This is a genomic window from Xanthomonas sp. CFBP 8443 (assembly GCF_025666195.1).
Classification (GTDB): Bacteria; Pseudomonadota; Gammaproteobacteria; order Xanthomonadales; family Xanthomonadaceae; genus Xanthomonas_A.
On record NZ_CP102592.1, the window covers coordinates 2,291,891 to 2,314,594 of the forward strand.

Sequence of the window (22,704 nt, forward strand, 5' to 3'; positions counted from 1 at the left end):
CCTGGGAGGGAAGATCTTGGAAAAACAGTCCGCTGGCGTGTCCGCGCCGCTTCGCAATGCGCTGGCCACCGCCGCCGCGCTGGGCCTGCTGGCCTTGGCCGCGGCCGGCCCCGGCCAATCGGCTCCGGCGACGGCAGCCGCGTCCGCCGCGCCGCCGGCGATCCATCCGCAGCTGTGGCCGTCGCCGGCCTGGCCGCTGGCCGAGGATGCGGCGCTGGAGGCGCGCATTTCCAAGTTGATGGCGCAGATGTCGGTGGAGCAGAAGGTCGGGCAGATCGTGCAGGGCGACATCGCCAGCATGACCCCGGACGACGTGCGCAAGTACCACATCGGCTCGGTGCTGGCCGGCGGCAATTCCGATCCCGACGGCAAGTACGACGCCAGCCCGGCGCAGTGGCTGAAGCTGGCCGACGCCTACTACGACGCGTCGATGCAGAAAGGCAAGGACGGCCCGGCGATCCCGATCATCTTCGGCATCGATGCGGTGCACGGGCAGAGCAACATCGTCGGCGCCACGCTGTTCCCGCACAACATCGGCCTGGGCGCCACCCGCAACCCGGAGCTGATGCGCAGGATCGGCGCGGTCACCGCCGCCGAGACCCGCACCACCGGCATGGAGTGGACCTTCGCGCCCACCGTGGCGGTGCCGCAGGACGACCGCTGGGGCCGCACCTACGAAGGCTATTCCGAATCGCCCGAGGTGGTCGCCAGCTTCGCCGGCAAGGTGGTCGAAGGCCTGCAGGGTGTGCCCGGGCAGCCCGGCTTCCTCGACGGCTCGCACGTGATCGCCTCGGTCAAGCATTTCCTCGGCGACGGCGGCACCACCGACGGCAAGGACCAGGGCGACACCCGGGTCAGCGAACAGCAGCTGCGCGACATCCACGGTGCCGGCTATCCGCCGGCGATCGCCGCCGGTGCGCAGACGGTGATGGCCTCGTTCAACAGCTTCAACGGCGTCAAGATGCACGGCAACAAGCCGATGCTGACCGACGTGCTGAAGGGGCAGATGCATTTCGGCGGCTTCGTGGTCGGCGACTGGAACGGCCATGGCCAGGTCGCCGGCTGCCGCAACGACGACTGCCCGGCCTCGTTCAATGCCGGCGTGGACATGCTGATGGCGCCGGACAGCTGGAAGGGCTATTACGAGAGCGCGCTGAAGGCGGTCGAGTCGGGCGAGATCCCGATGACGCGGCTGGACGAGGCGGTGCGGCGGATCCTGCGGGTGAAGCTGCGGCTGGGCCTGTTCGAGGCCGGCAAGCCGTCGCAGCGCCCGCTCGGCGGCAAGTTCGAACTGCTAGGCGCACCGGAGCACCGCGCGGTGGCGCGGCAGGCGGTGCGCGAGTCGCTGGTGCTGCTGAAGAACCAGAAGCAGCTGCTGCCGCTGAAGCCGCAGGTCAAGCTGCTGGTCGCCGGCGACGGCGCCAACGACATGGGCAAGCAGTCCGGCGGCTGGACGCTGAACTGGCAGGGCACCGGCACCAAGCGCAGCGATTACCCGAACGGCAACACCATCTGGGAAGGGCTGCAGGAGCAGGTCAAGGCCGCCGGCGGCAGCGCCGAACTGGCGATCGACGGCACGTACCAGGCCAAGCCGGACGTGGCGGTGGTGGTGTTCGGCGAGAACCCCTACGCCGAGTTCCAGGGCGACATCGCCACGCTGCTGTACAAGCCCGGCGACGACAGCGACCTGCAGCTGATCAAGAAGCTCAAGGCCGAAGGCATTCCGGTGGTGGCGGTGTTCCTGAGCGGGCGTCCGCTGTGGGTGAACCGCGAGATCAACGCCGCCGACGCCTTCGTCGCCGCGTGGCTGCCGGGCTCGGAAGGCGGCGGCGTCGCCGACGTGCTGCTGCGCAAGCCCGATGGCGGCGTCCAGTACGATTTCCACGGCAAGCTCAGCTTCTCCTGGCCGCGCAGCGCGACCCAGTACGCCAACAACGTCGGGCAGAAGAACTACAACCCGCAGTTCGCGTTCGGCTACGGCCTGACCTATGCCGACAAGGGCGATCTGAGCCGCCTGTCCGAAGTCTCCGGCGTGTCCGGTGCGCAGGCGGTGGGCGGGGTGTACTTCGAGCGCGGCAAGCCGGCGGCGGGCATCAACCTGATCCTGCAGGGCGCCAGCCAGGCCAATCTGCCGGCGGCGACCATGCCGGCGGCGCTGGCCGATGGTTCGCTGCGGATGACTGCGGTCGACCACAAGGCGCAGGAGGATGCGCGCCGTCTGCAATGGTCGGGCAAGGGCAAGGCGGGGGTGGCGCTGGTGCTGCCCAAGCCGGTGGACGTGTCGCGCGAGAGCAACGGCGACGTGCAGCTGATCCTGACCTTGAAGGTGGACGCGGCGCCGAGCGCCAGCACGACCATCGGCGTGGGCTGCGGCAGCGGCTGTGCGGCGCAGGTCGATCTGGGCAAGGCATTGGCGGCGCTGCCCAAGGGCGAGTGGCGCGCGCTGGGCGTGCCGTTGAAGTGCTTCAGCGTCGCCGGCGCCGATGTGGCCAAGCTGGAGCGGCTGCCGGTGATCGAGAGCGACGGCACGCTGGACCTGTCGCTGTCGCGGATCGCGCTGGGCGCCAGCAACGACGCGCAGAGCGTGGTCGACTGCCCGGTGCGCTGAGCCGCGCGTCGGGCGAGCACAGGCGGCGCTGTTCCTGTCGAACGGCGTCGTCGCTTGCTGAAACGCACGCAAGCGTCGCAAGACAGGAACACCAGCGCTGCAGACGGACCCGCCGGAGCAGGTAAGCCGCGCGGCCACACCGCCACGGCTGCGCTCCTGCCTTCAGGCACCCGATTGGCAAGAACTCTCAGCAACCCCTGTAGGAGGGGCTTCAGCCCCGACAGTAGGCCAACAAGGCCCGTCGGCACTGAAGCCCCTCCCACAACAGCCTGCCCTCCGAAGCAGGCCTGTCTCTATCGCCTGATCGCCAACGGTCGCGGCGAATCGGGTGCAAGCACGCGCCGTCCCGCCGGGACGGGTTCATCGATACACAGGCGACGGGCCGCGGCCCGTGGGAGAAAGTGCAGTGGGTCTGGCGACGTTGGATGTGGCGATCGTATTGGTCTACCTGACGGGCATCTTCGTGCTCGCGCAGTGGGTATCGCGGGAAAAGGCCGGGCACAGCAAGAGCGCCGAGGACTACTTCCTGGCCGGCAAGACCCTGCCGTGGTGGGCGATCGGCGCCTCGCTGATCGCGGCGAACATCTCCGCCGAGCAGATCATCGGCATGGCCGGGTCCGGCTATGCGATCGGCCTGGCGATCGCCTCCTACGAATGGATGGCGGCGCTGACCCTGCTGATCGTCGGCAAGTTCTTCCTGCCGATCTTCCTGCGCAACGGCATCTACACCATGCCGCAGTTCCTGGAGCAGCGTTACGGCAAGTGGATCCGCACCTTGATGGCCGTGTTCTGGCTGCTGTTGTACGTGTTCGTCAACCTGACCTCGATCCTGTGGCTGGGTTCGATCGCGGTGAGCCAGGTCACCGGCATGGACCAGACCCTGGCGCTGGCGCTGATCGGGGTGTTCGCGCTGGTCTACCAGCTGTACGGCGGGCTCAAGGCGGTGGCGTTGACCGACATCGTGCAGGTCACCTTGCTGGTGCTGGGCGGCCTGCTGGTGGCCGGGCTGACGCTGTCGCGCATCGGCGACGGCGCCGGCGTGCTGGCCGGCTTCAAGCACCTGTGGAACGCGCACCCCGAACACTTCCACATGATCCTGTCCAAGGACAACCCGTTCTACAAGGACCTGCCGGGCCTGAGCGTGCTGCTGGGCGGGCTGTGGGTGATGAACATCAGCTACTGGGGCTTCAACCAGTACATCATCCAGCGCGCGCTGGCCGCCAAGGACATCGGCGAGGCGCAGAAGGGCATCGTGTTCGCCGCGTTCCTGAAGCTGCTGATGCCGTTGGTGATCGTGGTGCCGGGCATCGCCGCGGTGGTGCTGGCGCCGGACCTGGCCAAGCCCGACCAGGCGTATCCGACGATGATGCAACTGCTGCCCACCGGCGTGCTCGGCCTGGTGTTCGCCGCGCTGGTGGCGGCGATCGTCGCCTCGCTGGCGTCGAAGATCAATTCGGTGGCGACGATCTTCACCCTGGACTTCTACGCCAAGTTCCGCCCGCAGACCGAGCAGAAGCAGCTGGTGCGCGTGGGCCGCATCGCCGCGGTGGCGTCGGTGCTTGTCGGCATCCTCACCGCGCGGCCGCTGCTCGGCAACTTCGACCAGGGGTTCCAGTTCATCCAGGAATTCACCGGCTTCTTCACCCCGGGCGTGGTGGTGATCTTCATGCTCGGTCTGTTCTGGAAACGCGCCAACGAAGCCGGCGCGCTGACCGCGGCGATCGGCTCGGTGGTGCTGTCGTTCGCGCTCAAGTTCGCCTGGCCGGAACTGCCGTTCATGGACCGCATCGGCGTGGTGTTCGTGGCGGCGCTGGTGCTGGCAGTGGCGGTGTCGCTGGCCACCCCGGCCAGGCAGGCGCACGACCTGATCCGCACCGACGACGTCGGTTACGGCACCACGCTCGGCTTCAAGATCGGCGCGGTCGGCGTGGTCGCGATCCTGATCGCGCTGTATACGGTGTTCTGGTGAGCCACCGCTGAGCAGTGGCGGCGACCGCGCGCCCGCGGTCGCCGCGGGTTCGGCGGCTGTTGCCGGTGCTGGCGTGGCCGCGCCTCAGCCGCCGCGCCAGGGTGTGGCCAGCCACGCGTCCAGCGCCGCGGCCGGCATCGGCCGCGCGATCCAGTAGCCCTGGCCCTCGTCGCAGCCCCATTCGCGCAGCATGGCGTAGATCTCTTCGGTCTCGATGCCTTCGGCCACCACCTGCTGGCCGAAGTCGTGGCCGAGCCGGATCATCGACGGCACGATCATGCAGTCGGTGCGGCTGCTCGGCAGCGTGCGGATGAACGACTGGTCGATCTTCAGCGCGTTGGCGGGAATGCGCTTGAGGTAGCTGAGGTTGCTGTAGCCGGTGCCGAAATCGTCGATGGCGATCTTCACCCCCAGCGCGCTGATCTCCTGCAGCTGTTCGGCCACGCGTTGCGGATGCCGGATCATCGCGCTCTCGGTGAATTCGATCTCGATGCGGCCCGGTTCCAGCGCATGCCGCGCCAGCAGCTCGCGCAGCGTGGCGATGAAGTCGGCCTGTTCCAGGTCGACCGCCGAGACGTTCAACGAGACGCTGAAATGATGCCCCTGCCGCTGCCACAGCGCGGCCTGGGCGATGCCGGCCTGCAGGACCCAGGCGGTGATCCGGCTCATCAGCGCGGTCTTTTCCGCCAGCGGGATGAATTCGTTCGGCGCGACGTTGCCGAGCAGCGGATGCTGCCAGCGCAGCAGCGCTTCCACGCCGACGCATGCGCCGTCGCGCAGGCTGACCCGCGGCTGGTAGTGCAGGCTCAGTTGCTCGCGCGCGTCCAGCGCCTCCGGCAGTGCGGCCAGGATGCGGAAGGCGTTGCGCTGGCTGGCGTCGTGGCTGCGTTCGTACAGGCTCCACGGCAGCCCGCGCTGGCGCGCCATGTCCACCGCGGTGGTCAGCGAGCGCAACGTGTGGTTGGCGCTCAGCGTGCCGTCCAGACGCACCGCGCCGATCGACGGCGTCGCCGCGTGCGGGATGCCCTGGTGCTCGATCGCCTCGGCGAAGGCGCTGCACACGTGTTCGCAACGTTGCTTCAGGCGCGCGGGGTCGTTGCCTTCCACGACGAAGGCGAAACTGGTGGTGTCGATGCGGTAGGCGGGCGGCCCGTCCAGCGCCGCGAGCAGGCGATCGCGCGCGGCCAGCAGGTAGCCCTCGGCGTACTCCCAGCCCAAGGCCTTGACCATGTCGCGGAAGTACTCGGTGCCGCACACGTCGATCGCCACGCCGGTATCGTGATGGTCGGCGCTCTGCAGCGACAGCCACATGGTCAGGTCTTCGTTGAAGCGGCTACGGTTGGGCAGGCCGGTCAACGCATCGACGAAGCTGGTGTTGCGCAGCGTCTCGATCCGCATCAGCAGCAGATCGCGCAGCTCCTGCAGGGTGCGGCGCGATTGCGCGTCGAACGTGCTGCGCGGTTCGGTGTCGATCACGCACAGCGTGCCCAGGCCGCTGCCGTCGGCCAGCAGCAGCGGCGCGCCGGCGTAGAAGCGGATGAACGGCGGTCCGGTGACCAGCGGATTGTCGCGGAAGCGCGGATCCTGCTGCGCATCGGCCACCACCAGCAGCTCCGGGCTGTGCAACGCATGCGCACAGAAGGCCTGGTCGCGTGGCGTCTGCGGCACATCCAGGCCGACCCTGGCCTTGAACCATTGGCGCTGCTCGTCGATCAGCGAGACCAGCGCGATCGGCGCGTGCAGGGTGCGCGCGGCCAGCTGGGTGATCAGGTCGAACACGCGGTCGGCCGGCGTGTCGAGCAGGCACAGCTGGCGCAGGCTGGCCAGCCTGCGCGATTCGTCGGGCGGCGGCGGGGGAGGGGAAGAGGAATGCATGCCACGGTAGCGGCGTGCGGATGGGCGACTTGAGGGGCGCGGTGCGGGTGGTGGCGCGGAAGATGAACGACCGCGTGTGGAGAGATGCAGCGGCGCGGCGCCGGCCCGCCGTGGTGGCGGCGCATGGCGCTGCCAGGGAGAGCGTCAGCGCGGCGGGTCGCGCTGCGGGCTGGGGCGCTTGGCCAGCTTGCGCTGCAGCGAGCGGCGGTGCATGCCGAGCAGGCGCGCGGCCGCCGAGACGTTGCCGCCGGTCTCGTGCATGGCCTGCTGGATGTGCTCCCACTGCAGGCGGCTGAGCGGGGTCATCGCGTCCGGCAGTTCGACGCCGTCCTCGTCCTCGGCGCTGTCCGCGTCCAGGTTCAAGGCGCGCAGGATCATCTGCACCGTGGCCGGCTTGGGCAGGTAGTCGTCGGCGCCGAGCTTGATCGCCTCCACCGCGGTGGCGATGCTGGCGTAGCCGGTGACCAGCAGGATGCGCATGTCGGCGCGGATCGCGCGCAGCGGCTGGATCAGGGCCAGGCCGGATTCGTCGCCGAGCTTGAGGTCGATCAACGCGTAGTCCGGCGGCGTCGCCGTGGCCAGCGCCAATGCCGCGGCGCCGCTGTCGGCGGTGAGCGTCTCCAGCCCGCGGCGGGCGAGGGTGCGCTGCAGGGTGCGCAGGTACAGCGGGTCGTCGTCGACCAGCAGGCCCAGCGGGGCGTCGGTGTTCATGCGGGGGTCTCCAGGGCGAGCAGCGGCAGGCGGAAACCGACCCGCGCGCCGTGGCCAGGCGCGGGCTGGGTCCACAGTTCGCCGCCCAGGCGTTCGATGGTCGCATGCGACAGCGCCAGGCCCACGCCCATGCTGTCGGGCTTGCCGCTGCGGAACAGGGTGGCCGGCAGTGCGACCTGGTTGGCGTCGAAGCCGCCGCCGTAGTCGCGCACCTCGCCGACCAGTTCGCTGCCGGTGACCCGCACGCTCAGGTCCACCTGCGGATGGCCGGCGCGTTCGCCGGCATCGGCGGCGTTGTTGAGCAGCACCTGCAGCAGGTGCCCGATCGCGCTTTCCAGGCGCAGCTGCAGCGGCGCGTCGACGTTGCGGCGCAGCTGCACCGTCGGCCGCACCAGCTGCCACTGGTGCAGCACGTGCGCCAGCGACACCGTGCCGCCGCCGGCGCGCTGCGCCGGCGCGGCCAGCGCCAGCACCCGTTCGCGGCACTGCACCAGCAGTTCGCGCAGGGTTTCCAGGTCTTCGCGCAGCTCCGGCTGCTCGATCTGCTCGACGATGTCGTCGGTGAGCAGGGTCATCGTCGCCAGCGGCGTGTTCAGTTCGTGCGCGACCGAGGCGGCGTGGGTGGCCAGGGCGACGATGCCCTCGTTGCGGGTGAAGCGCTCGCGCAGCAGCGCCAGCTCGCGCTCGCGTTCGCGCAGCGCCAGCGCCAGGCGGGTGGAGAACACCAGCACCACGATGGTGGACAGCAGGAAGTTGGCGGCCATGCCCCAGCGCTGCAGGTCCAGCGCCTGGTGCGGGCCGCGCGGCAGCGGCAGGCCGAACAGCGCACTGACCGCATAGCCGGCCACGCAGGCCACCGCCACCGCCAGCGCCCAGCGCAACGGCAGGGCCAGCACCGCCAGCGCGATCAGCACCAGGAACAGCGACCCGAAGGCGTTGCCGATGCCGCCGCTCCAGCCGACCATCCAGGTCAGCACGGTCACGTCGACCAGGATGTGGCCGAAGGCGGTGGCCGGCGCCGCGGTGTCGGCATGGCGCAGGCGCAGCTGCGCATACAGGTTGAACAGGGCCAACGCGGCCACGCCGGACCACAGCGGCGCCTGCGGCAGCGGCAGCCGCATCGCCCAGGTCGCGACCAGGATCGTCGCCGCCTGCCCGGCGGTGGCCAGCCAGCGCAGGCTGCACAGGGTGCGCAGGAACGAGGCGTCGGTGGAAGTCATGGCGCGCATCGTATGCGCTGGCGCCGGCGGCTGTCTGCGACAAACCGTCGCAGCGCCGGCCGTTCGGCTGAACCGGTGCCGCCGGGGAGTGGGGCAGGGCCGCCGCACACGCTAAAATGCGCGCATGTACGACGCCGTCAGCCGACCCACCCCCCCCAGCGACGCCGCGCCCTGGGCGCGCCGTTCCACCCAGCCGGTCCGTGTCGGAGGCGTCGTCGTGGGCGGCGGCAAGCCGATCGTGGTGCAGTCGATGACCAACACCGACACCGCCGACGTGGCCTCCTCGGTCAAGCAGGTGGCCGAACTGTGGCGCGCCGGTTCGGAGCTGGTGCGGCTGACCGTCAACAACGCCGAATCGGCCGCGGCGATCCCGCGCATCGTCGACAAGCTGCGGATGATGGGCATCGAGGTGCCGCTGATCGGCGACTTCCACTACAACGGGCACCAGCTGCTGGCCGCCGAGCCGGCCTGCGCGCAGGCGCTGGCCAAGTACCGGATCAATCCCGGCAACGTCGGCTTCGGCAAGAAGAAGGACACCCAGTTCGCGCAGCTGATCGAGTTCGCGCTGAAGTACGACAAGCCGGTGCGCATCGGCGCCAACTGGGGCTCGTTGGACCAGGCCCTGGCGGCGCAGCTGATGGACGAGAACTCGCGCCGCGACACGCCGTGGGACGCCGGCCGCGTGCTGCGCGAGGCGCTGATCCGTTCGGCGCTGGATTCGGCCGAGCGTGCGGTGGAACTGGGCCTGGGCCGCGACCGCATCGTGCTCAGCTGCAAGGTCAGCGGCGTGCAGGAACTGATCGCGGTGTACCGCGACCTGGCGCAGCGCTCGGATTTCGCGCTGCACCTGGGCCTGACCGAGGCCGGCATCGGCAGCAAGGGCATCGTCGCCTCCAGCGCGGCGCTGGCGGTGCTGATGCAGGAAGGCATCGGCGACACCATCCGCATTTCGCTGACCCCCGAACCGGGCCAGTCGCGCACGCAGGAGGTGATCGTCGCCCAGGAGCTGCTGCAGACCACCGGCCAGCGCGCCTTCACCCCGCTGGTCACCGCCTGCCCGGGCTGCGGCCGCACCACCTCCGAGTTCTTCCAGGAACTTGCCAAGGTGGTGCAGAACCACGTCCGCGCGAAGATGCCGGAGTGGAAGGTGACCCATCCGGGCGCCGAGAACATGACCCTGGCGGTGATGGGCTGCGTGGTCAACGGTCCGGGCGAGTCGCGCCACGCCAACATCGGCATCTCGCTGCCGGGCACCGGCGAGGCGCCGTCGGCGCCGGTGTTCGTCGATGGCGAGAAGAAGATCACCCTGCGTGGCGAGAACATCGCCCACGAATTCGTCGCGCTGATCGACGACTACGTCGAAACCAAGTACGTCCGCCGTGCCGGTTGAGGTTCCGGCCGAGCGCGCCGCCGGCGTACGCGAGTGGTTGCGCCGCAACGCCTGGCGCATCGGCCTGCTGTTTGCCGGGGTGCTGCTGCCGATGGGCGTGTTCGTCGAGCTGGCCGACGAAGTCCACGAACTGGAGAACTTCTACTTCGACGAACCGCTGCTGTGGAGCATGCGCGCGCTGGCCGCGCCCGGCTGGGACCGGTTCTTCACCGTCGTCACCGAGGCTGGCTACCAGTACGGCGTGATCCCGCTGGATACGGTGATCGTGCTGGTGCTGCTGGGCCTGCGGCGCTGGCGCGAGGCCATGTTCGCCGCGTTTTCGTTCGTCGGCTCGGCGCTGCTGAACATGGGCGCCAAGCAGTTCTTCCAGCGCGACCGGCCGAGCCTGTGGGAGTCGATCGCGCCCGAGCACACCTTCAGTTTTCCCAGCGGCCACGCGATGGGCTCGATGACCCTGGCCGCGGTGCTGGTCGCGCTGGCCTGGCGCACCCGCTGGCGCTGGCCGGTGCTGCTGCTGGCCGGCAGCTTTGCGCTGCTGGTCGGCGTGTCGCGGATCTACCTGGGCGTGCATTACCCGTCCGACATCCTCGGCGGCTGGTGCGCGGCGCTGGTGTGGGTGGTCGGGCTGTACCTGCTGATGTTCCGCGGCGAACGGCGCCCGCGCTGGCGGCAGCGCCGCGCTTCCTGAGCGGAAGCGAGCCGCGGCTGCCAACTCGAACTGGCGCCGCCGCGTGCGGTTTCGGCCACATGGCTTTTTTTGCACGGCAGCGTCTTGCGTGCGTGTGCAGGGAGTCCATTCCCGGCTCGTTGCCGACACCGCTTCAGCGAGGCTGAGCCGCTTTCGGCGCAGGCGTTGCGGGCCGCTCGCCGGACCCGATCCGGCCAGCGAAGACCGGCGATCGGCCGTGTGCTGCCGCGCCGCTACGCCAGGCTGTGCAACGCCGCCGCATGCGCATGCAGCGCGGCGGTATCGAACAGCGGCAGCTGCGCGTCGGCGGCGCCGACCAGCAGCGAGATCTCGGTACAGCCCAGGATCACCGCCTCGGCGCCTTGCGCCTGCAGCGCGCCGATCACGTCGCGGTAGCGCGCCCGCGATGCATCGCGGATCGTCCCCTGGCACAGCTCCTCGTAGATGATGCGGTGCACCTCGGCGCGCTGCTCCGCCGCCGGCACCAGCACATCGAAGCCGTGGCGCTGCAGCCGCTCGCGGTAGAAGGCCTGTTCCATGGTGAAGCGCGTGCCCAGCAGGCCCACCCTGCGGATCCCGGCGTTGTGCAGGGCGGCGGCCGTGGCATCGGCGATATGCAGCAGCGGCAACGGCACCGCGGCCGTGATCGCATCGGCGACGCAGTGCATGGTGTTGGTGCACAGCACCAGGAAATCGGCGCCGCCGGCGTGCAGCGCACGCGCCGCGGCGGCCATCGCCGCGCCGGCCGCGTCCCAGTCACCGGCCTGCTGCAACTGCTCGATCTCGTGGAAGTCCACGCTGTATAGCAGGATCTTCGCCGAATGCAGCCCGCCCAGCCGCGTGCGGATCGTCTCGTTGATGTGCCGGTAGTAGGGCACGGTGGATTCCCAGCTCATGCCGCCGATCAGGCCGATGGTCTTCATTCCGCTTTCCATACGGCACCCGAAATGGATGCGCACACGGCAAGCATACCTGTGCGCAGCGAACCGTCCGACCCGCTCACGGCGCTCGCTTCGGCATCGGCTCTGCGCTCATGCGGCCTGCAGGCGCGCGCGTACGTCCGCCAAGGCCACATGGATCTTCTCCGCGAACACGCCTTCACCGTGGTGTAGCATCACCAGGCGCCCCAGTGCACGGGTCATCGCCACATACAGCAGTTTCGCCTCCAGCAGCATCTGCTCTTCGTCGCCATGCTGGCGCTGGCCGATCTCGCAGATACCGGGAATGAAGACGGTGTCGAACTCCAGCCCCTTGCTGGAGTGCATCGTCATGACCTTCACCGACGGCGCGCCTTCGAACAAACTGCGCTTGGCGCTGTCTTCCGCGAGAACCACCGGAATACGTTCCTTAATTAGACGGTTGGCGATTAGCTTGGCCAGCTGGTTACTGCGGCAAAGCACGGCGAAATCGTTAGCGTTGGCGCCTTGGTCGATCGCCTCGGCGACCTGCAGGGCAATGCGTTCGGCCTCGTCCCAGATGTTCCTGCAACGCAGCAGTTCCGGGAGTGGCCCGCGGCGGCCGGCGCTTTCCGGGGCAATCACGGGGACGTGATCGTCGTCGGCGTCATGGCTTTCGAGCAGTTCACGGGCGAACGCTTTCGCCGTGGCCAGCACCTCTAGGGAGTTGCGATAGTTCATCCGCAAGATGGTGGTTCGCCCCTGCGCCTGGATGCCGACGCTGGCAAACGTGAACTTGCGTTTGCCGCCATTGTCGTAGAGCGCCTGCGCATCGTCGTAGAGAAGCAGGAGCGCATTGGTTTCCGGGTCGATCATCTGCACGACCAGTTGGAACCATTCCGGTTTGAAGTCGTGGCCTTCGTCGATCAACACTGCCGCGTACTGAGCGCGCGGAATCGCATTGGATGCGACACCGTCTATTACGCATCGCACCAACGCCTCGGCGTAGGCATGCCCATCGCTTTGCGCCGCCGGACTGCGGACATGGAAGGCCTCCAGTTGCTGCCGGCACCACCCATGGAAATGCGCGACCACGATCCGCTCGCTCATGTCCTTGGCGGAGATCAGTTGCTGCAGCCGTCCTGCCAATGTCTTGTTGTAGCACAAGACCAGGACCGGCTTCGCGTAGCGGCGCGCCAGCTCCAGGCAGCGGTAGCCGAGAATCATGGTCTTGCCGGAGCCGGCGACGCCGTGGATGACCCGATGGCCATCGCCCAGCGAGCGCGCCAACTGCTCCTGTTGCAGATCCATGATCTTGATCAGGTCGGGGATTCCGTCGAGCAGCGATTTCGGTTCCGCCGCGCCATCGAACATGTTGCCCTGCGTCGGGATGCGCAGTTCGGGGAACAGGTGCCAACGAAAGCGATCGATCTGAGGAAGCGACATCTGGCAAGCAAACGGCATCATGAACATGTCCCAGAGCCGTTTCTGAAAATCTTCGGGATCCGTGGCTTCGGTCATCTCGTCGCGGCATATCACCGAGGCGGAGGGGATGAAGTGCTCGAGTTGCGCCTGTTCGAACTGATGGCGCGTGATGTTGGTCAGAACCACGCCCCAGCCCCAGGGCATCATCAGTTTGCCTGCGCGCTGGCTGCCGTCGGGATGGCGCAGCGCCGGGTCGCGTTGCAGGAGCTTGCATAGTTCGAGGGTGTATTCGCGAGACTGACGCACTGGATTGGCGGTGACGTCGCGCCCGCGTTCGGTATGCAGCACCACACTGTCGCGATTGATCTCCGCGATCGATTCAAGCTTCCAGTCCTTGGCTTCCAGGACCAGAAACCCCCGGCTGGGATGCAGAACGACGAAGTCCGGATGCCGGTGCTTCGGACCCACCGGCACGTCGTACCAGCACAGATAGTCGTCTTCCAGCTTATCGATCAGACGCTGGGCGAAGCGGCGTTCGCCTGTTGTCATCCGTTGCGAGCATGACGCATAGCTGGGTATCAGCGCTGCCATGGTTTCCCCCTGAAACCGATGTCCTTGTCCGCCGAGCTTAGTGCAGTGTCGCTGCGGCCAGGTAAACAAATGCAGGACGCGGCTGTCCGCCAGCTTGAGACCGGATCTGCGGCGCTATACACACAGCTTGGCCGCTGCCGTGGGTGCAGCGTTGGCCGCGCGCGTTGCCAGCACCGCCTTGCGGTAGGTATTGGCGCCGAGAATGATCGGCGACCCGAGTACGTTCCAGCGGTCGGGGCTTCGTCGAACGCGAGCTGGGTGCCGGCGCTGAACGTCGCCGCGTGGGGCGCACGCAGCGCTACCAGCTCGAACTGGCGCCGCCGCCGCCGGAGCTGCCGCCGCCGGAGGAGCCGGAGGAGGACGAGCCGCTCGAACTGGACGACGAGGAAGACGACGAGGACGACGAGGACGAAGATGAGGACGAAGACGACTTGCGGCTGGCGTAGTACGCCGGGGTATAGGCGTAGCCGCCGGACGTGGTCGCGACCACGTGGCCCTTGCGCATCAGCGCCTGGCGCTCGCGCGCCTGCTCGCGCAGGAAATCGCGGAAATACTCGGGCGAGGAATAGCGGCGGCCGGCCAGCGCCAGCGCCAGTCCCAGCACCAGTAGCTCGATGGCCAGCGAGAGCACGAACGCCACTGGGAACAGCGCCGACAGCACCAGCACGAACACGCCGGGGTTGACGGTCAGGAACAGCCTGATGAACGCCGCGAGGAACCACGAGCGGCGGGTCGATTCGGCGATGTCTTCGGCCTGGCCGGCCAGTTGCGGGTGCTCGCGCAGCAACCGCGCGCGCAGGTGCCGCATCCACAGCCGGCGCAGCAGCGGCAGTAGCCAGATCAATGCCACCAGCCCGGCCCACGCGATCATGCCGCGTTCCCAGTGGCGCGGTTCGGCGGCGGGCGCGGCCGACGGCCGCGACAGTTCTTCGAGGCTGGTCGGGTCCTGCGCAACGACACGCGCCATGAAGCCGAAGGCGTCGATGATGGCGCCGGCGGTATCGCCCTGGCGCATCCTGGGCGTCAGGTAGTCGTCCAGCGCGTGCTTGCTGACCACGTCCGGCAGGCGGCCTTCCAGCCCGTAGCCGACCTCGAAGCGCGAGCGGCGGTCCTGGATCGACAGGACCAGCAGCAGGCCGTTGTCGACGTCCTTCTGGCCCAGTTGCCAGGTCTTGAACGCGCGCTCGGACAGGCTCTCGAGGTTGTCGCCGTCGAGCGCGGGCACGATGTAGACCGCGCCCCAGATCCCCTGGTCGGTGCGGAGCCGCTGCAGGGACGCGTTCACCCGCTGCCGGTCCGACGCGCTCAACTGGCCGCTGGGATCGACCACGTCCGGCGTATACGCGGGAATCTCGATGGCGAGCGCGGCGAGCGCCGGCCACAGCAGCAGGGCGAGCGTGGCGATGGCAAGCAGGCGGAAGGCGCGCATGGCGTGGGCCGAGGTGGATCGTGCGGCCATTATGGCGGCCGCCAGGCGCGGTGCGGCTGCGCTCATTCCCCGGGCTTGGCGCCTTCCATCGGCGCGTGCGTGGCGGCGCGCTTGGCCAGCACCGATTCGCGATGCGCGATGTAGACGTTGGCGGCGATGATGATGGCCGCGCCGAGCAGGGTGTGCGGCGCGATCGCCTCGCCGAACAGCCACCAGCCCAGCAGCGCCACGAACGGCAGCTGGATGAAGCTGATCGGGGTCAGCGCCGAGACCTCGCCGATGCGCAGCGCGCGCGTCCACAGCAGTTGCCCCAGCGTGCCGAACAGGCCGGTGGCGAGCAGCCACAGCCAGTCGATGCCGTGCGGCCAGGTCCAGGCGAACAGCGCCGGCAGCAACGACATCGGCACCCAGAACACGTAGGTGTAGAACACCACCGTGTTGGCCGAGTCCGCCCGTGCCAGCTGCTTGATCTGGATCGCCACCAGCGCGCTCATCACCGCCGCCAGCAGCGCGACCAGGGTGCCGGTGCTGAACGTGGCCGCGCCGGGGCGCACGATGATCAGCACGCCGGCGAAGCCGCACAGCACCGCCATCCAGCGCCGCAGGCGCACGTTCTCGCCCAGCCAGAACGCCGCGGCCAGGGTCACGAACAGCGGCGTGGAGTAGGACAGCGCGATCGCCTGCGACAGCGGCAGGTGGCCGATCGCCCAGAACCCGGCCAGCATCGACACCAGGCCGACCGCGGTGCGCAGCAGGTAGCGCGGCAGCTGCGCGGTGCGCGGCAGCGGCTGGCCCGGACGCAGCAGCATCGGCAGCAGGAACAGCAGGCCGAACAGGTTGCGGAAGAAGGCGATCTCCACCGTGGACAGGTGCGCGGATGCCAGCCGGATCGCCACCACCATCAGCCCGAACGCCAGCGTGCTGGCCAGCATCAGCATGGCCGCGCGCAGCGACATCGCCTCGTTCACCACTGCGCGCCGACGATGCGCGGCTCCGGTTCGAGGATCACGCCGAAACGTTCCAGCACCGACGCGGAAATGCGCCGCGCCAATGCCAGCAGCTCGGCGCCGCTGGCCTGGCCGTGGTTGACCAGCACCAGCGCGTGCGCGGCGGACACGCCGGCGTCGCCGTCGCGATGGCCCTTCCAGCCGCAGGCCTCGATCAGCCACGCCGCCGACAGCTTGCGCTGGTCCTCGGCGTCGCCGGGAAACACTGGCAGCGCCGGGTAGGCGTGCTGCAGCGCCTGCGCCTGTTCGGCCGGCAGCAGCGGGTTCTTGAAGAAGCTGCCGGCGTTGCCGAGCACGTCCGGGTCCGGCAGCTTGCGGCGGCGGATGTTGATCACCGCCTGCGCCACGTCGGGCGCGCCGGGCATGGCGATGCCGAGCGCCTCCAGTTCCTCGCCGATGCCGGCGTAGTCCAGGCGCAGCGCATGCAGCCGCGGCAGGTTGAATTCGACCGCGGCGATCAGATAGCGGTCGGGCTGGCGCTTGAACAGGCTGTCGCGGTAGCCGAATTCGCAGGCCGCCGCGTCCAGCCGCACGAAGCGCGCGTCGGCGCGGTCGTAGGCCTCGACCACGTGCACGAACTCGCCGACCTGCGCGCCATAGGCGCCGATGTTCTGGATCGGCGCGGCGCCGACCGTGCCCGGGATCAGCGCCAGGTTCTCCAGGCCGGACAGGCCCTGCGCCAGCGACCACATCACCAGTTCGTGCCAGCCCACGCCGGCGCCGGCGCGGACGATGGCGTAGTCGGCGCGATGCTCCAGCGTGTCGATGCTGCGGTTGGCGAAGGCCAGCACCACGCCGGGCGCATCGCCGGCGAACAGCATGTTGCTGCCGCTGCCCAGCGGCAGCAGCGCGGCGCCGGCCAGTTCCGGCGCCAGCAGCGCCTCGGGCAGCGCCTCGGGCGCGAAGATCTGCAGCAGCCACGGCGCCTGCGCGGCGACATGGAAGGTGTTCAGCGCCTGCAGCGGCGCGTTGGCGGTCAGCGACCAGGCATTGCTCATAGCGCGGCGACCGCGCCGCGGCTGGGCGCCTCGCGGCGCCGGCGCATCGCCTCGACGCATTCGCCGATCAGTTCCGGCCCGCGGAACACCAGCCCGCTGTAGCACTGCACCAGGGCCGCGCCGGCGGCCATCTTCGCCACCGCGTCGGCGCCGGAGAGGATGCCGCCGACCCCGATCAGCGGGATCGCCTCGGGCAGGCGCGCGCGCAGCCGGCGCAGCACCAGCGTGGACTGGCCCAGCAGCGGCGCGCCGGACAGGCCGCCGGCTTCGGCGCCCAGTGGGTTGCGCTCCAGGCCGGGGCGGGTGATGGTGGTGTTGGTGGCGATGACCCCGTCCACCTGCAGGTCCGACAGCACCCGCGCCGCCGCGTCGATGTCGCTGTCGCTCAGGTCCGGCGCGACCTTGACCAGCATCGGCACGCGCTTGCCGTGGCGCGCGGCCAGCGCTTCCTGCGCCTCGCGCAATTGCGACACCAGCTGCCGCAGCGCCTGTTCCTCCTGCAGCTCGCGCAGGCCGGCGGTGTTGGGCGAGGAGATGTTGACGGTGACGTAGTCGGCCAGCGCGTAGACCTTTTCCAGGCAATGCAGATAGTCCGACGCGGCGTCCTCGTTCGGCGTGTCCTTGTTCTTGCCGATGTTGATGCCGAGCAGGCCGTGGCGGCGGCGCGCGCGCTCGACGTTGCGCACCAGCGCATCCACGCCGAGGTTGTTGAAGCCCATGCGGTTGATCACCGCCTGCTCGCGCGGCAGCCGGAACATGCGCGGCTTCGGATTGCCCTGCTGCGGCCGCGGGGTGATGGTGCCGATCTCGACGAAGCCGAAGCCCAGCGCCAGCAGCGCGTCGATGTGCTCGCCGTTCTTGTCCAGGCCGGCGCCCAGCCCGACCGGGTTGGGGAACTCCAGGCCGAAGGCGCGCGTGGGCATCGGCGCGATGGCCTTGGCCAGCAGCGGGTTGGTGCCGGTGCGGTAGGCCATCTCGATCGCGCGCAGGCCCAATGCGTGGGCGCGCTCGGCGTCGAAGGCGAACAGGAACGGGCGGGCGAGGGAATACATGCGGCGCAGCTCAGTTCAACGTGCCGGCGAAGGCACGGGTACGGTAGTGGACATCGACCAGGCCATCGACCTGGTGGCGATCGAACAGCGCGCGCAGCGCGGCCAGCATCGGCGCGTGGCGCGGATGCCCGGCCAGCGGCGCGTAGGAGGACGACAGCAGGCGCCCGCGCAGGCCGTCGTAGTCCAGCTGCTGCACGTTCGGGAACTGGGCCGTGCCGCGCAGGCCGGCGCCGAACCAGCGCTGCATCGTCGCATCGTCGTGGTAGCGCTCGGCCACCGCGCTGTAGTCGGTGCCGTAGTCGAGCAGCAAGCGCTCGTAGTCGTGCAGGAACGGCGTGCCGTCGAGCAGCCGCGAGTTCCAGTACACCAGCGCCAGCCCGCCGGGGCGCAGCACCCGCGCCCATTCGCGGCGCACCGCCTCCAGGTCGAACCAATGGAAGGCTTGCGCGGCGCTGATCAGGTCGACGCTGGCGGCGGGCAGGGTGGTGGCCTCGGCGCTGCCGTCGACCGCGGCGAAGCCGGGGAGGTCGCGCAGCAGCGTCTCGGCGGCCGCGCGCATCGCCGCGTTCGGCTCCACCGCCAGCACCGGGTGCCCGGCCTGCAGCAACATGCGGGTGGAGATGCCGGTGCCGGCGCCGATGTCGGCGACCTGCGCGTCGCGCGCCACGCCGAGTTCCCCGTGCACCCAGTCCAGCAGTGCCGGCGGATAGTCGGGGCGGTAGCGGACGTAGTCGGCGACGCGGTCGCTGAAGCGTTCGCGCGGAGCGGAGGCGTCCATCGGCTCAGCCCTGGATGCTGGCGAGCCACGCCAGCCCGCCGAAGAACGCCACGAACGCCAGCACCACCACGACGGCGACGATCACCGCGAGCCAGCCGAGGAGCAGCCCGCCGACCGCCAGCCCGTCGCCCTGGAAGCGCTGTGGCTGGCGCCGGATCTCGGCGCGCGCCAGGTGCCCGGCGATGATCGCGCCGAGGCTGCCGAGCACCGGCATCAGGGTCCAGCCGAGGATGCCGGCGATCAGGCTGACCACGGCGAGCGAATTGGTTTCACGGACGGCGTTCATCTGCGGATCCTCGTGAGGTGGAGGGCGGCATTCGCCTGGCGGGCATCGCGGCGTGCGCGATGCGCGAATTATCCCAGAAGCGTGCGCGCCGTGCGTCGCTCATCCGGGCATGCGTCCGTGGCGCAGCGCGTGCGCCCACAGCGGTTGGCCGTTGCGTTCGGCCTGCGCCGCGGCGCTGGCATGGTCGTAGTCGACCGCCAGCAGCTGCGCCTGCCAATGGCCGTCGCGGTGTTCCAGGATCGCGTAGCGCGCCTGCGGCGTGCCGGTCTCGACCCGGTACGGCCGCGGATGCGTCTCGGCGTAGGCGGGCAGGCCGACGCTGCCCGGATTGCACAGCAGCCGCCCGTCGTCCAGGCGCAGCGTGCGCGGCACGTGGCTGTGTCCGCACAGCACCAGCGTCGCCTGCGGCGTTGCGCCGAGTCGTTCGCTTACGCGGCGTGCGTCGGCGGCCAGCAAGCGGGGCGGGTCCAGTTCGTCGAGCAGCCAGCACAGATCGTCGTGCGGCGTGCCGTGGCACAGCAGGGCCTGGTCCAGCGCGAGGGTCGGCGGCAGCCCGGCCAGCCAGCGCAGCTGCGCCGGCGTCAGCTGCGCGTGGGCGTAGGCATCGCTGGCGCCCATCGCCGCGGGCGCCAGTTCGCCGAGCTGGCGTTCGTGGTTGCCGCGCACCGTGGGCAGGGCCAGCGGCAGCAGCCGCGAGGCGGTCTCGCGCGGCCACAGCGGACCGGACACGATGTCGCCGAGGTTGACGATCCGCTCCACGCCGCGCCGCCCGATGTCCGCAAGCACCGCGTCCAGCGCGGGCAGGTTGCCGTGGATATCGGACAGGGCGGCGATGCGCATCGCTTACAGGTCGAACTTGATGCCCTGCGCCAGCGGCAGCGAGTCGGAGTAGTTGATCGTATTGGTCTGCCGGCGCATGTACACCTTCCACGCGTCCGAGCCGGATTCGCGGCCGCCGCCGGTGTCCTTCTCGCCGCCGAACGCGCCGCCGATCTCGGCGCCGGAAGTGCCGATGTTGACGTTGGCGATGCCGCAGTCGCTGCCGGCCGCCGACAGGAACTTCTCAGCGGCCTTCAGGTTCTGGGTGAAGATCGAGGAGGACAGGCCCTGCGGCACGCCGTTCTGCAGGTCGATGGCCTCGTCCAGGGTGCTGTACTTCATCACGTACAGGATCGGCGCGAAGGTCTCGTGCTGCACCACGTCGTCGCCGTTGTGCAGGCCGGTGACGATCGCCGGCAGCACGAAGTTGCCGGGCCGGTCCAGCGCGGTGCCGCCGGTCTCGACGGTGCCGCCGGCGGCCTTGGCCTTTTCGATCGAGGCCAGGAACTGCTCGACCGCGCCGCGGCTGTTCAGCGGCCCCATCAGGTTGGCCGGATCGGTGGGATCGCCGATCTTGCCTTCGACCTGCTTGTAGGCCTTGAGCAGGGTCGCCAGCACGGTGTCGTAGATCGATTCGTGCACGATCAGCCGGCGCGTGGTGGTGCAGCGCTGGCCGGCGGTGCCGACCGCGCCGAACACGATGCCCGGGATCGCCAGCTTCAGGTCGGCGCTCTCGTCGAGGATGATCGCGTTGTTGCCGCCCAGCTCCAGCAGGCAGCGGCCCAGGCGCCGCGCGCACTTCTCGGCGACGTTGCGCCCGACCTGGGTCGAACCGGTGAAGCTGATCAGGGCGATGCGCTTGTCCTCGACCAGGGTTTCGGCCAGTTCGGTACCGGCGTCGTTGATCAGGAAGAAGATGTCCGGGAAGCCGGCGTCGCGCAGCGCGTCGTTGCAGATCTTCATCGACGCGATCGCGGTCAGCGGGGTCTTGTTGGACGGCTTCCACAGGCAGATGTCGCCGCAGATCGCCGCCAGGAACGCGTTCCACGCCCACACCGCGACCGGGAAGTTGAACGCGCTGATAATGCCGACCAGGCCCAGCGGCTGGTACTGCTCGTACATGCGGTGGCCGGGACGCTCGGAGTGCAGCGTGTAGCCGTACAGCATGCGGCTCTGGCCGACCGCGAAATCGGCGATGTCGATCATCTCCTGCACCTCGCCGTCGCCTTCGGGCTTGCTCTTGCCCATTTCCAGCGCGACCAGCGAACCCAGCGCGTCCTTGTTCCGGCGCAGCGCTTCACCGCACAGCCGCACCGCCTCGCCGCGGCGCGGCGCCGGGGTCGTGCGCCACACCTTGAACGCGGCCTGGGCACGGGCGACGACGGTTTCGTAATCGTCCTTGGTGGTCGCCTGCACCTCGGCGATCACCGCGTTGTTGGACGGGTTCAACGGCTGCAGCACGCCGGCGCCGGTGGCCGTGGACCACTCGCCGTTGCCGAGGTAGGTGCCGGAATTGGACGCGGTCAGGCCGAGCGCCTTGAGCAGATCAGCGGACATGGAATCTCCTGGGAATCGTTGCGACAGGGAAGGCGACCGCAGGCGGGGGACGCGGGGCGCGATTAGCCGCGCATTTTAGCAGACCGGGCGGGCCAGGCCGCAGCGGCAGCGCGCTGGCGCGGGCTTGGCAAGCGCGGCGATCGTGCGACAATGCGCCGGCCAAGGCCCTGTAGCTCAGCTGGATAGAGCGGTCCCCTCCTAAGGGACAGGTCGTGCGTTCGAATCGCGCCAGGGTCACCATCGCATGGAGTTTGCGCAGCCCGCTTTCCGGCTGCGCGCGCCGGGGCGCTCCGCGGCGCCGTCGTGCTATTCGCCGGAAGCGCATCCGCCAGTCATGGCGCCGCCGTTTCGGCTGTCGCTGCAAGCGCGATTTCCTGACGAAAACCAGCGCATCAGCGCCCGGATGCGGCTCACGCCGCCTACACCTTGCGCCGACGCTGTTTAAGCATCGCGCTGCGTAGCCTACGAGCGTCCGCCAATGACGGAGCGGCCGTCGCGAACTGCGATGCGCGGCCCTGTCGAGGTCGAGATGCATGACGGCCGCCTGGCCATGCCGGGCCCATGCCTGCCGCAACGCCACGCATCCACCGCGTGGAGGCGACACGGCGATGGTCGCGGTCCTCGTGCGTTTTCGAGTGCGGGCTAGCTGTCATCGGCCGCCGCTCGCGGCTGCTCTTCTACCAACCACGTACGCATGCGAAGCAGGAGTCACTCATGAGCAGAACGTTGAAGGTTATGTTGGTCGGTTCGGTCCTGGCGGCGCTGGTCGCCTGCCACCGCGATGGCGACCAGGCGGCCCAGGACCAGAACGCAGCGACCCCGTCCACCGCAGCCGACGGCAGCCCGGCGGGCGGCCAGAGCGGAAGCGCCGCACCGGCGGCGGGCACCACCAGCGGCGATGCCGCCACCGGCACCGCGACCGGCGACGGCGCCGCGGGCTCGGCCACTGGCACTGGCACTGGCACTGGCACCGGGACTGGCACTGGCACCGGAACTGGCATGGGGACCGGCACCGGCACCGACCAAGGCTCGACCACCGGCCAGGACGCGACCCAGGGCACCCAGCCGACCGATCCGCAGCAGCAGCCTCCGGCCGACAACCAGCAGCATTGATGGCGCGGCAGGCGTCCATGTCCGCTTGATGACGTTCCGGCCCATGCGCGAGGCGACTCGCCATGGGCTTTTTTTTGCGTGTCGGCTGCTTCGGTCGCAGCTGCGTCGGCGCACGTGCCGCTGGCGACTGCACGCCAACAATCCACGCCGCGGCGGGCAATCCGCATCGACGCACGATAGTAACTTCTGCAACCTGTTGACCCAGGCGTGGTCTCCATGCTGCGTCGGCACAATCGGTGCTTGACAGCACCCCGGCGCATGATGTCCTCTTGCGTCCATGCCCAGCGCTTCC

Annotated in this window: 18 protein-coding genes and 1 tRNA gene; 6 read left to right on the forward strand and 13 right to left on the reverse strand. The window is 69.4% G+C overall.

Translation table 11 applies throughout. From position 1 onward, the window contains the following. Positions 1 to 16: 16 nt before the first annotated feature. Together NUG20_RS09825 and NUG20_RS09830 are read left to right on the forward strand one after the other, a co-directional pair. Complete coding sequence (locus NUG20_RS09825) at positions 17 to 2,608, forward strand: glycoside hydrolase family 3 protein (RefSeq protein ID WP_286038061.1); 2,592 nt, start codon at positions 17 to 19, stop codon at positions 2,606 to 2,608. A gap of 406 nt (positions 2,609 to 3,014) precedes the next feature. Beyond that, a complete protein-coding gene (locus NUG20_RS09830; RefSeq protein ID WP_263398134.1) occupies positions 3,015 to 4,577 on the forward strand; it encodes a sodium/sugar symporter in 1,563 nt (520 codons plus the stop codon). Between the two features lie 84 nt (positions 4,578 to 4,661). On the opposite strand, the gene NUG20_RS09835 is transcribed toward NUG20_RS09830, so the two are convergent. The 3 genes from NUG20_RS09835 to NUG20_RS09845 all read right to left on the reverse strand — a co-directional run bounded on the left by NUG20_RS09835 (position 4,662) and on the right by NUG20_RS09845 (position 8,383). After that, on the reverse strand, positions 4,662 to 6,452 hold the full coding sequence (locus NUG20_RS09835; protein WP_263398135.1) for a putative bifunctional diguanylate cyclase/phosphodiesterase: 1,791 nt from the start codon (positions 6,450 to 6,452) through the stop codon (positions 4,662 to 4,664). Between the two features lie 144 nt (positions 6,453 to 6,596). Beyond that, positions 6,597 to 7,163 carry a response regulator transcription factor gene (locus NUG20_RS09840; protein WP_263398136.1) on the reverse strand — a complete coding sequence of 189 codons (567 nt, stop codon included), beginning with the start codon at positions 7,161 to 7,163 and terminating at the stop codon, positions 6,597 to 6,599. After that, entirely contained in the window at positions 7,160 to 8,383 is a 1,224-nt protein-coding gene (locus NUG20_RS09845) for an ATP-binding protein (protein ID WP_263398137.1), read from the reverse strand. The genes NUG20_RS09840 and NUG20_RS09845 overlap by 4 nt, the downstream gene beginning before the upstream one ends. 124 nt (positions 8,384 to 8,507) lie before the next feature. On the opposite strand from NUG20_RS09845, the gene ispG reads away from it, so the two are divergent. Further along, positions 8,508 to 9,773: a flavodoxin-dependent (E)-4-hydroxy-3-methylbut-2-enyl-diphosphate synthase gene (ispG, locus tag NUG20_RS09850; protein WP_263398138.1), complete on the forward strand. Its 1,266-nt coding sequence runs from the start codon at positions 8,508 to 8,510 to the stop codon at positions 9,771 to 9,773. Further along, a complete protein-coding gene (locus tag NUG20_RS09855) occupies positions 9,763 to 10,461 on the forward strand; it encodes a phosphatase PAP2 family protein (protein ID WP_263398139.1) in 699 nt (232 codons plus the stop codon). The genes ispG and NUG20_RS09855 overlap by 11 nt, the downstream gene beginning before the upstream one ends. A 233-nt stretch (positions 10,462 to 10,694) precedes the next feature. Here NUG20_RS09855 and NUG20_RS09860 read toward each other — a convergent pair whose 3' ends face one another. The 10 genes from NUG20_RS09860 to NUG20_RS09905 form a co-directional block, all read right to left on the reverse strand. Beyond that, the gene (locus tag NUG20_RS09860) at positions 10,695 to 11,384 is read right to left on the reverse strand and encodes an aspartate/glutamate racemase family protein (protein ID WP_263398140.1); all 690 of its coding nucleotides are present in this window, start codon (positions 11,382 to 11,384) and stop codon (positions 10,695 to 10,697) included. Between the two features lie 108 nt (positions 11,385 to 11,492). Beyond that, positions 11,493 to 13,373 (reverse strand): DEAD/DEAH box helicase, encoded by a 1,881-nt coding sequence (locus NUG20_RS09865; RefSeq protein ID WP_263398141.1) that lies wholly within the window; start codon positions 13,371 to 13,373, stop codon positions 11,493 to 11,495. A 298-nt stretch (positions 13,374 to 13,671) separates the two neighbouring features. Beyond that, positions 13,672 to 14,832: a TPM domain-containing protein gene (locus NUG20_RS09870; RefSeq protein ID WP_263398142.1), complete on the reverse strand. Its 1,161-nt coding sequence runs from the start codon at positions 14,830 to 14,832 to the stop codon at positions 13,672 to 13,674. A 32-nt stretch (positions 14,833 to 14,864) separates the two neighbouring features. Continuing rightward, the gene (locus NUG20_RS09875; protein WP_263398446.1) at positions 14,865 to 15,758 is read right to left on the reverse strand and encodes a DMT family transporter; all 894 of its coding nucleotides are present in this window, start codon (positions 15,756 to 15,758) and stop codon (positions 14,865 to 14,867) included. Positions 15,759 to 15,766: 8 nt separating this feature from the next. Beyond that, positions 15,767 to 16,807 (reverse strand): UDP-N-acetylmuramate dehydrogenase, encoded by a 1,041-nt coding sequence (gene murB / locus NUG20_RS09880; protein WP_263398143.1) that lies wholly within the window; start codon positions 16,805 to 16,807, stop codon positions 15,767 to 15,769. Further along, positions 16,804 to 17,859: a quinone-dependent dihydroorotate dehydrogenase gene (locus NUG20_RS09885; protein ID WP_263398144.1), complete on the reverse strand. Its 1,056-nt coding sequence runs from the start codon at positions 17,857 to 17,859 to the stop codon at positions 16,804 to 16,806. Before NUG20_RS09885 ends, murB begins: the two co-directional genes overlap by 4 nt. A 10-nt stretch (positions 17,860 to 17,869) precedes the next feature. Further along, positions 17,870 to 18,637, reverse strand: coding sequence for a class I SAM-dependent methyltransferase (locus tag NUG20_RS09890; RefSeq protein WP_263398145.1), 768 nt, complete (start codon positions 18,635 to 18,637; stop codon positions 17,870 to 17,872). A gap of 4 nt (positions 18,638 to 18,641) precedes the next feature. Further along, the gene (locus NUG20_RS09895) at positions 18,642 to 18,923 is read right to left on the reverse strand and encodes a DUF4190 domain-containing protein (protein ID WP_263398146.1); all 282 of its coding nucleotides are present in this window, start codon (positions 18,921 to 18,923) and stop codon (positions 18,642 to 18,644) included. Positions 18,924 to 19,022: 99 nt separating this feature from the next. Beyond that, positions 19,023 to 19,763 carry a metallophosphoesterase family protein gene (locus NUG20_RS09900; protein WP_263398147.1) on the reverse strand — a complete coding sequence of 247 codons (741 nt, stop codon included), beginning with the start codon at positions 19,761 to 19,763 and terminating at the stop codon, positions 19,023 to 19,025. A gap of 3 nt (positions 19,764 to 19,766) precedes the next feature. Then, positions 19,767 to 21,299 carry an L-piperidine-6-carboxylate dehydrogenase gene (locus NUG20_RS09905; protein ID WP_263398148.1) on the reverse strand — a complete coding sequence of 511 codons (1,533 nt, stop codon included), beginning with the start codon at positions 21,297 to 21,299 and terminating at the stop codon, positions 19,767 to 19,769. Positions 21,300 to 21,462: 163 nt separating this feature from the next. Between NUG20_RS09905 and NUG20_RS09910 the strand changes: the two genes are divergently transcribed. Together NUG20_RS09910 and NUG20_RS09915 are read left to right on the forward strand one after the other, a co-directional pair. Then, positions 21,463 to 21,539: transfer RNA gene (locus tag NUG20_RS09910), tRNA-Arg, on the forward strand. Between the two features lie 474 nt (positions 21,540 to 22,013). Then, the gene (locus NUG20_RS09915; protein WP_263398149.1) at positions 22,014 to 22,412 is read left to right on the forward strand and encodes a hypothetical protein; all 399 of its coding nucleotides are present in this window, start codon (positions 22,014 to 22,016) and stop codon (positions 22,410 to 22,412) included. The last annotated feature ends 292 nt before the right edge of the window (positions 22,413 to 22,704 follow it).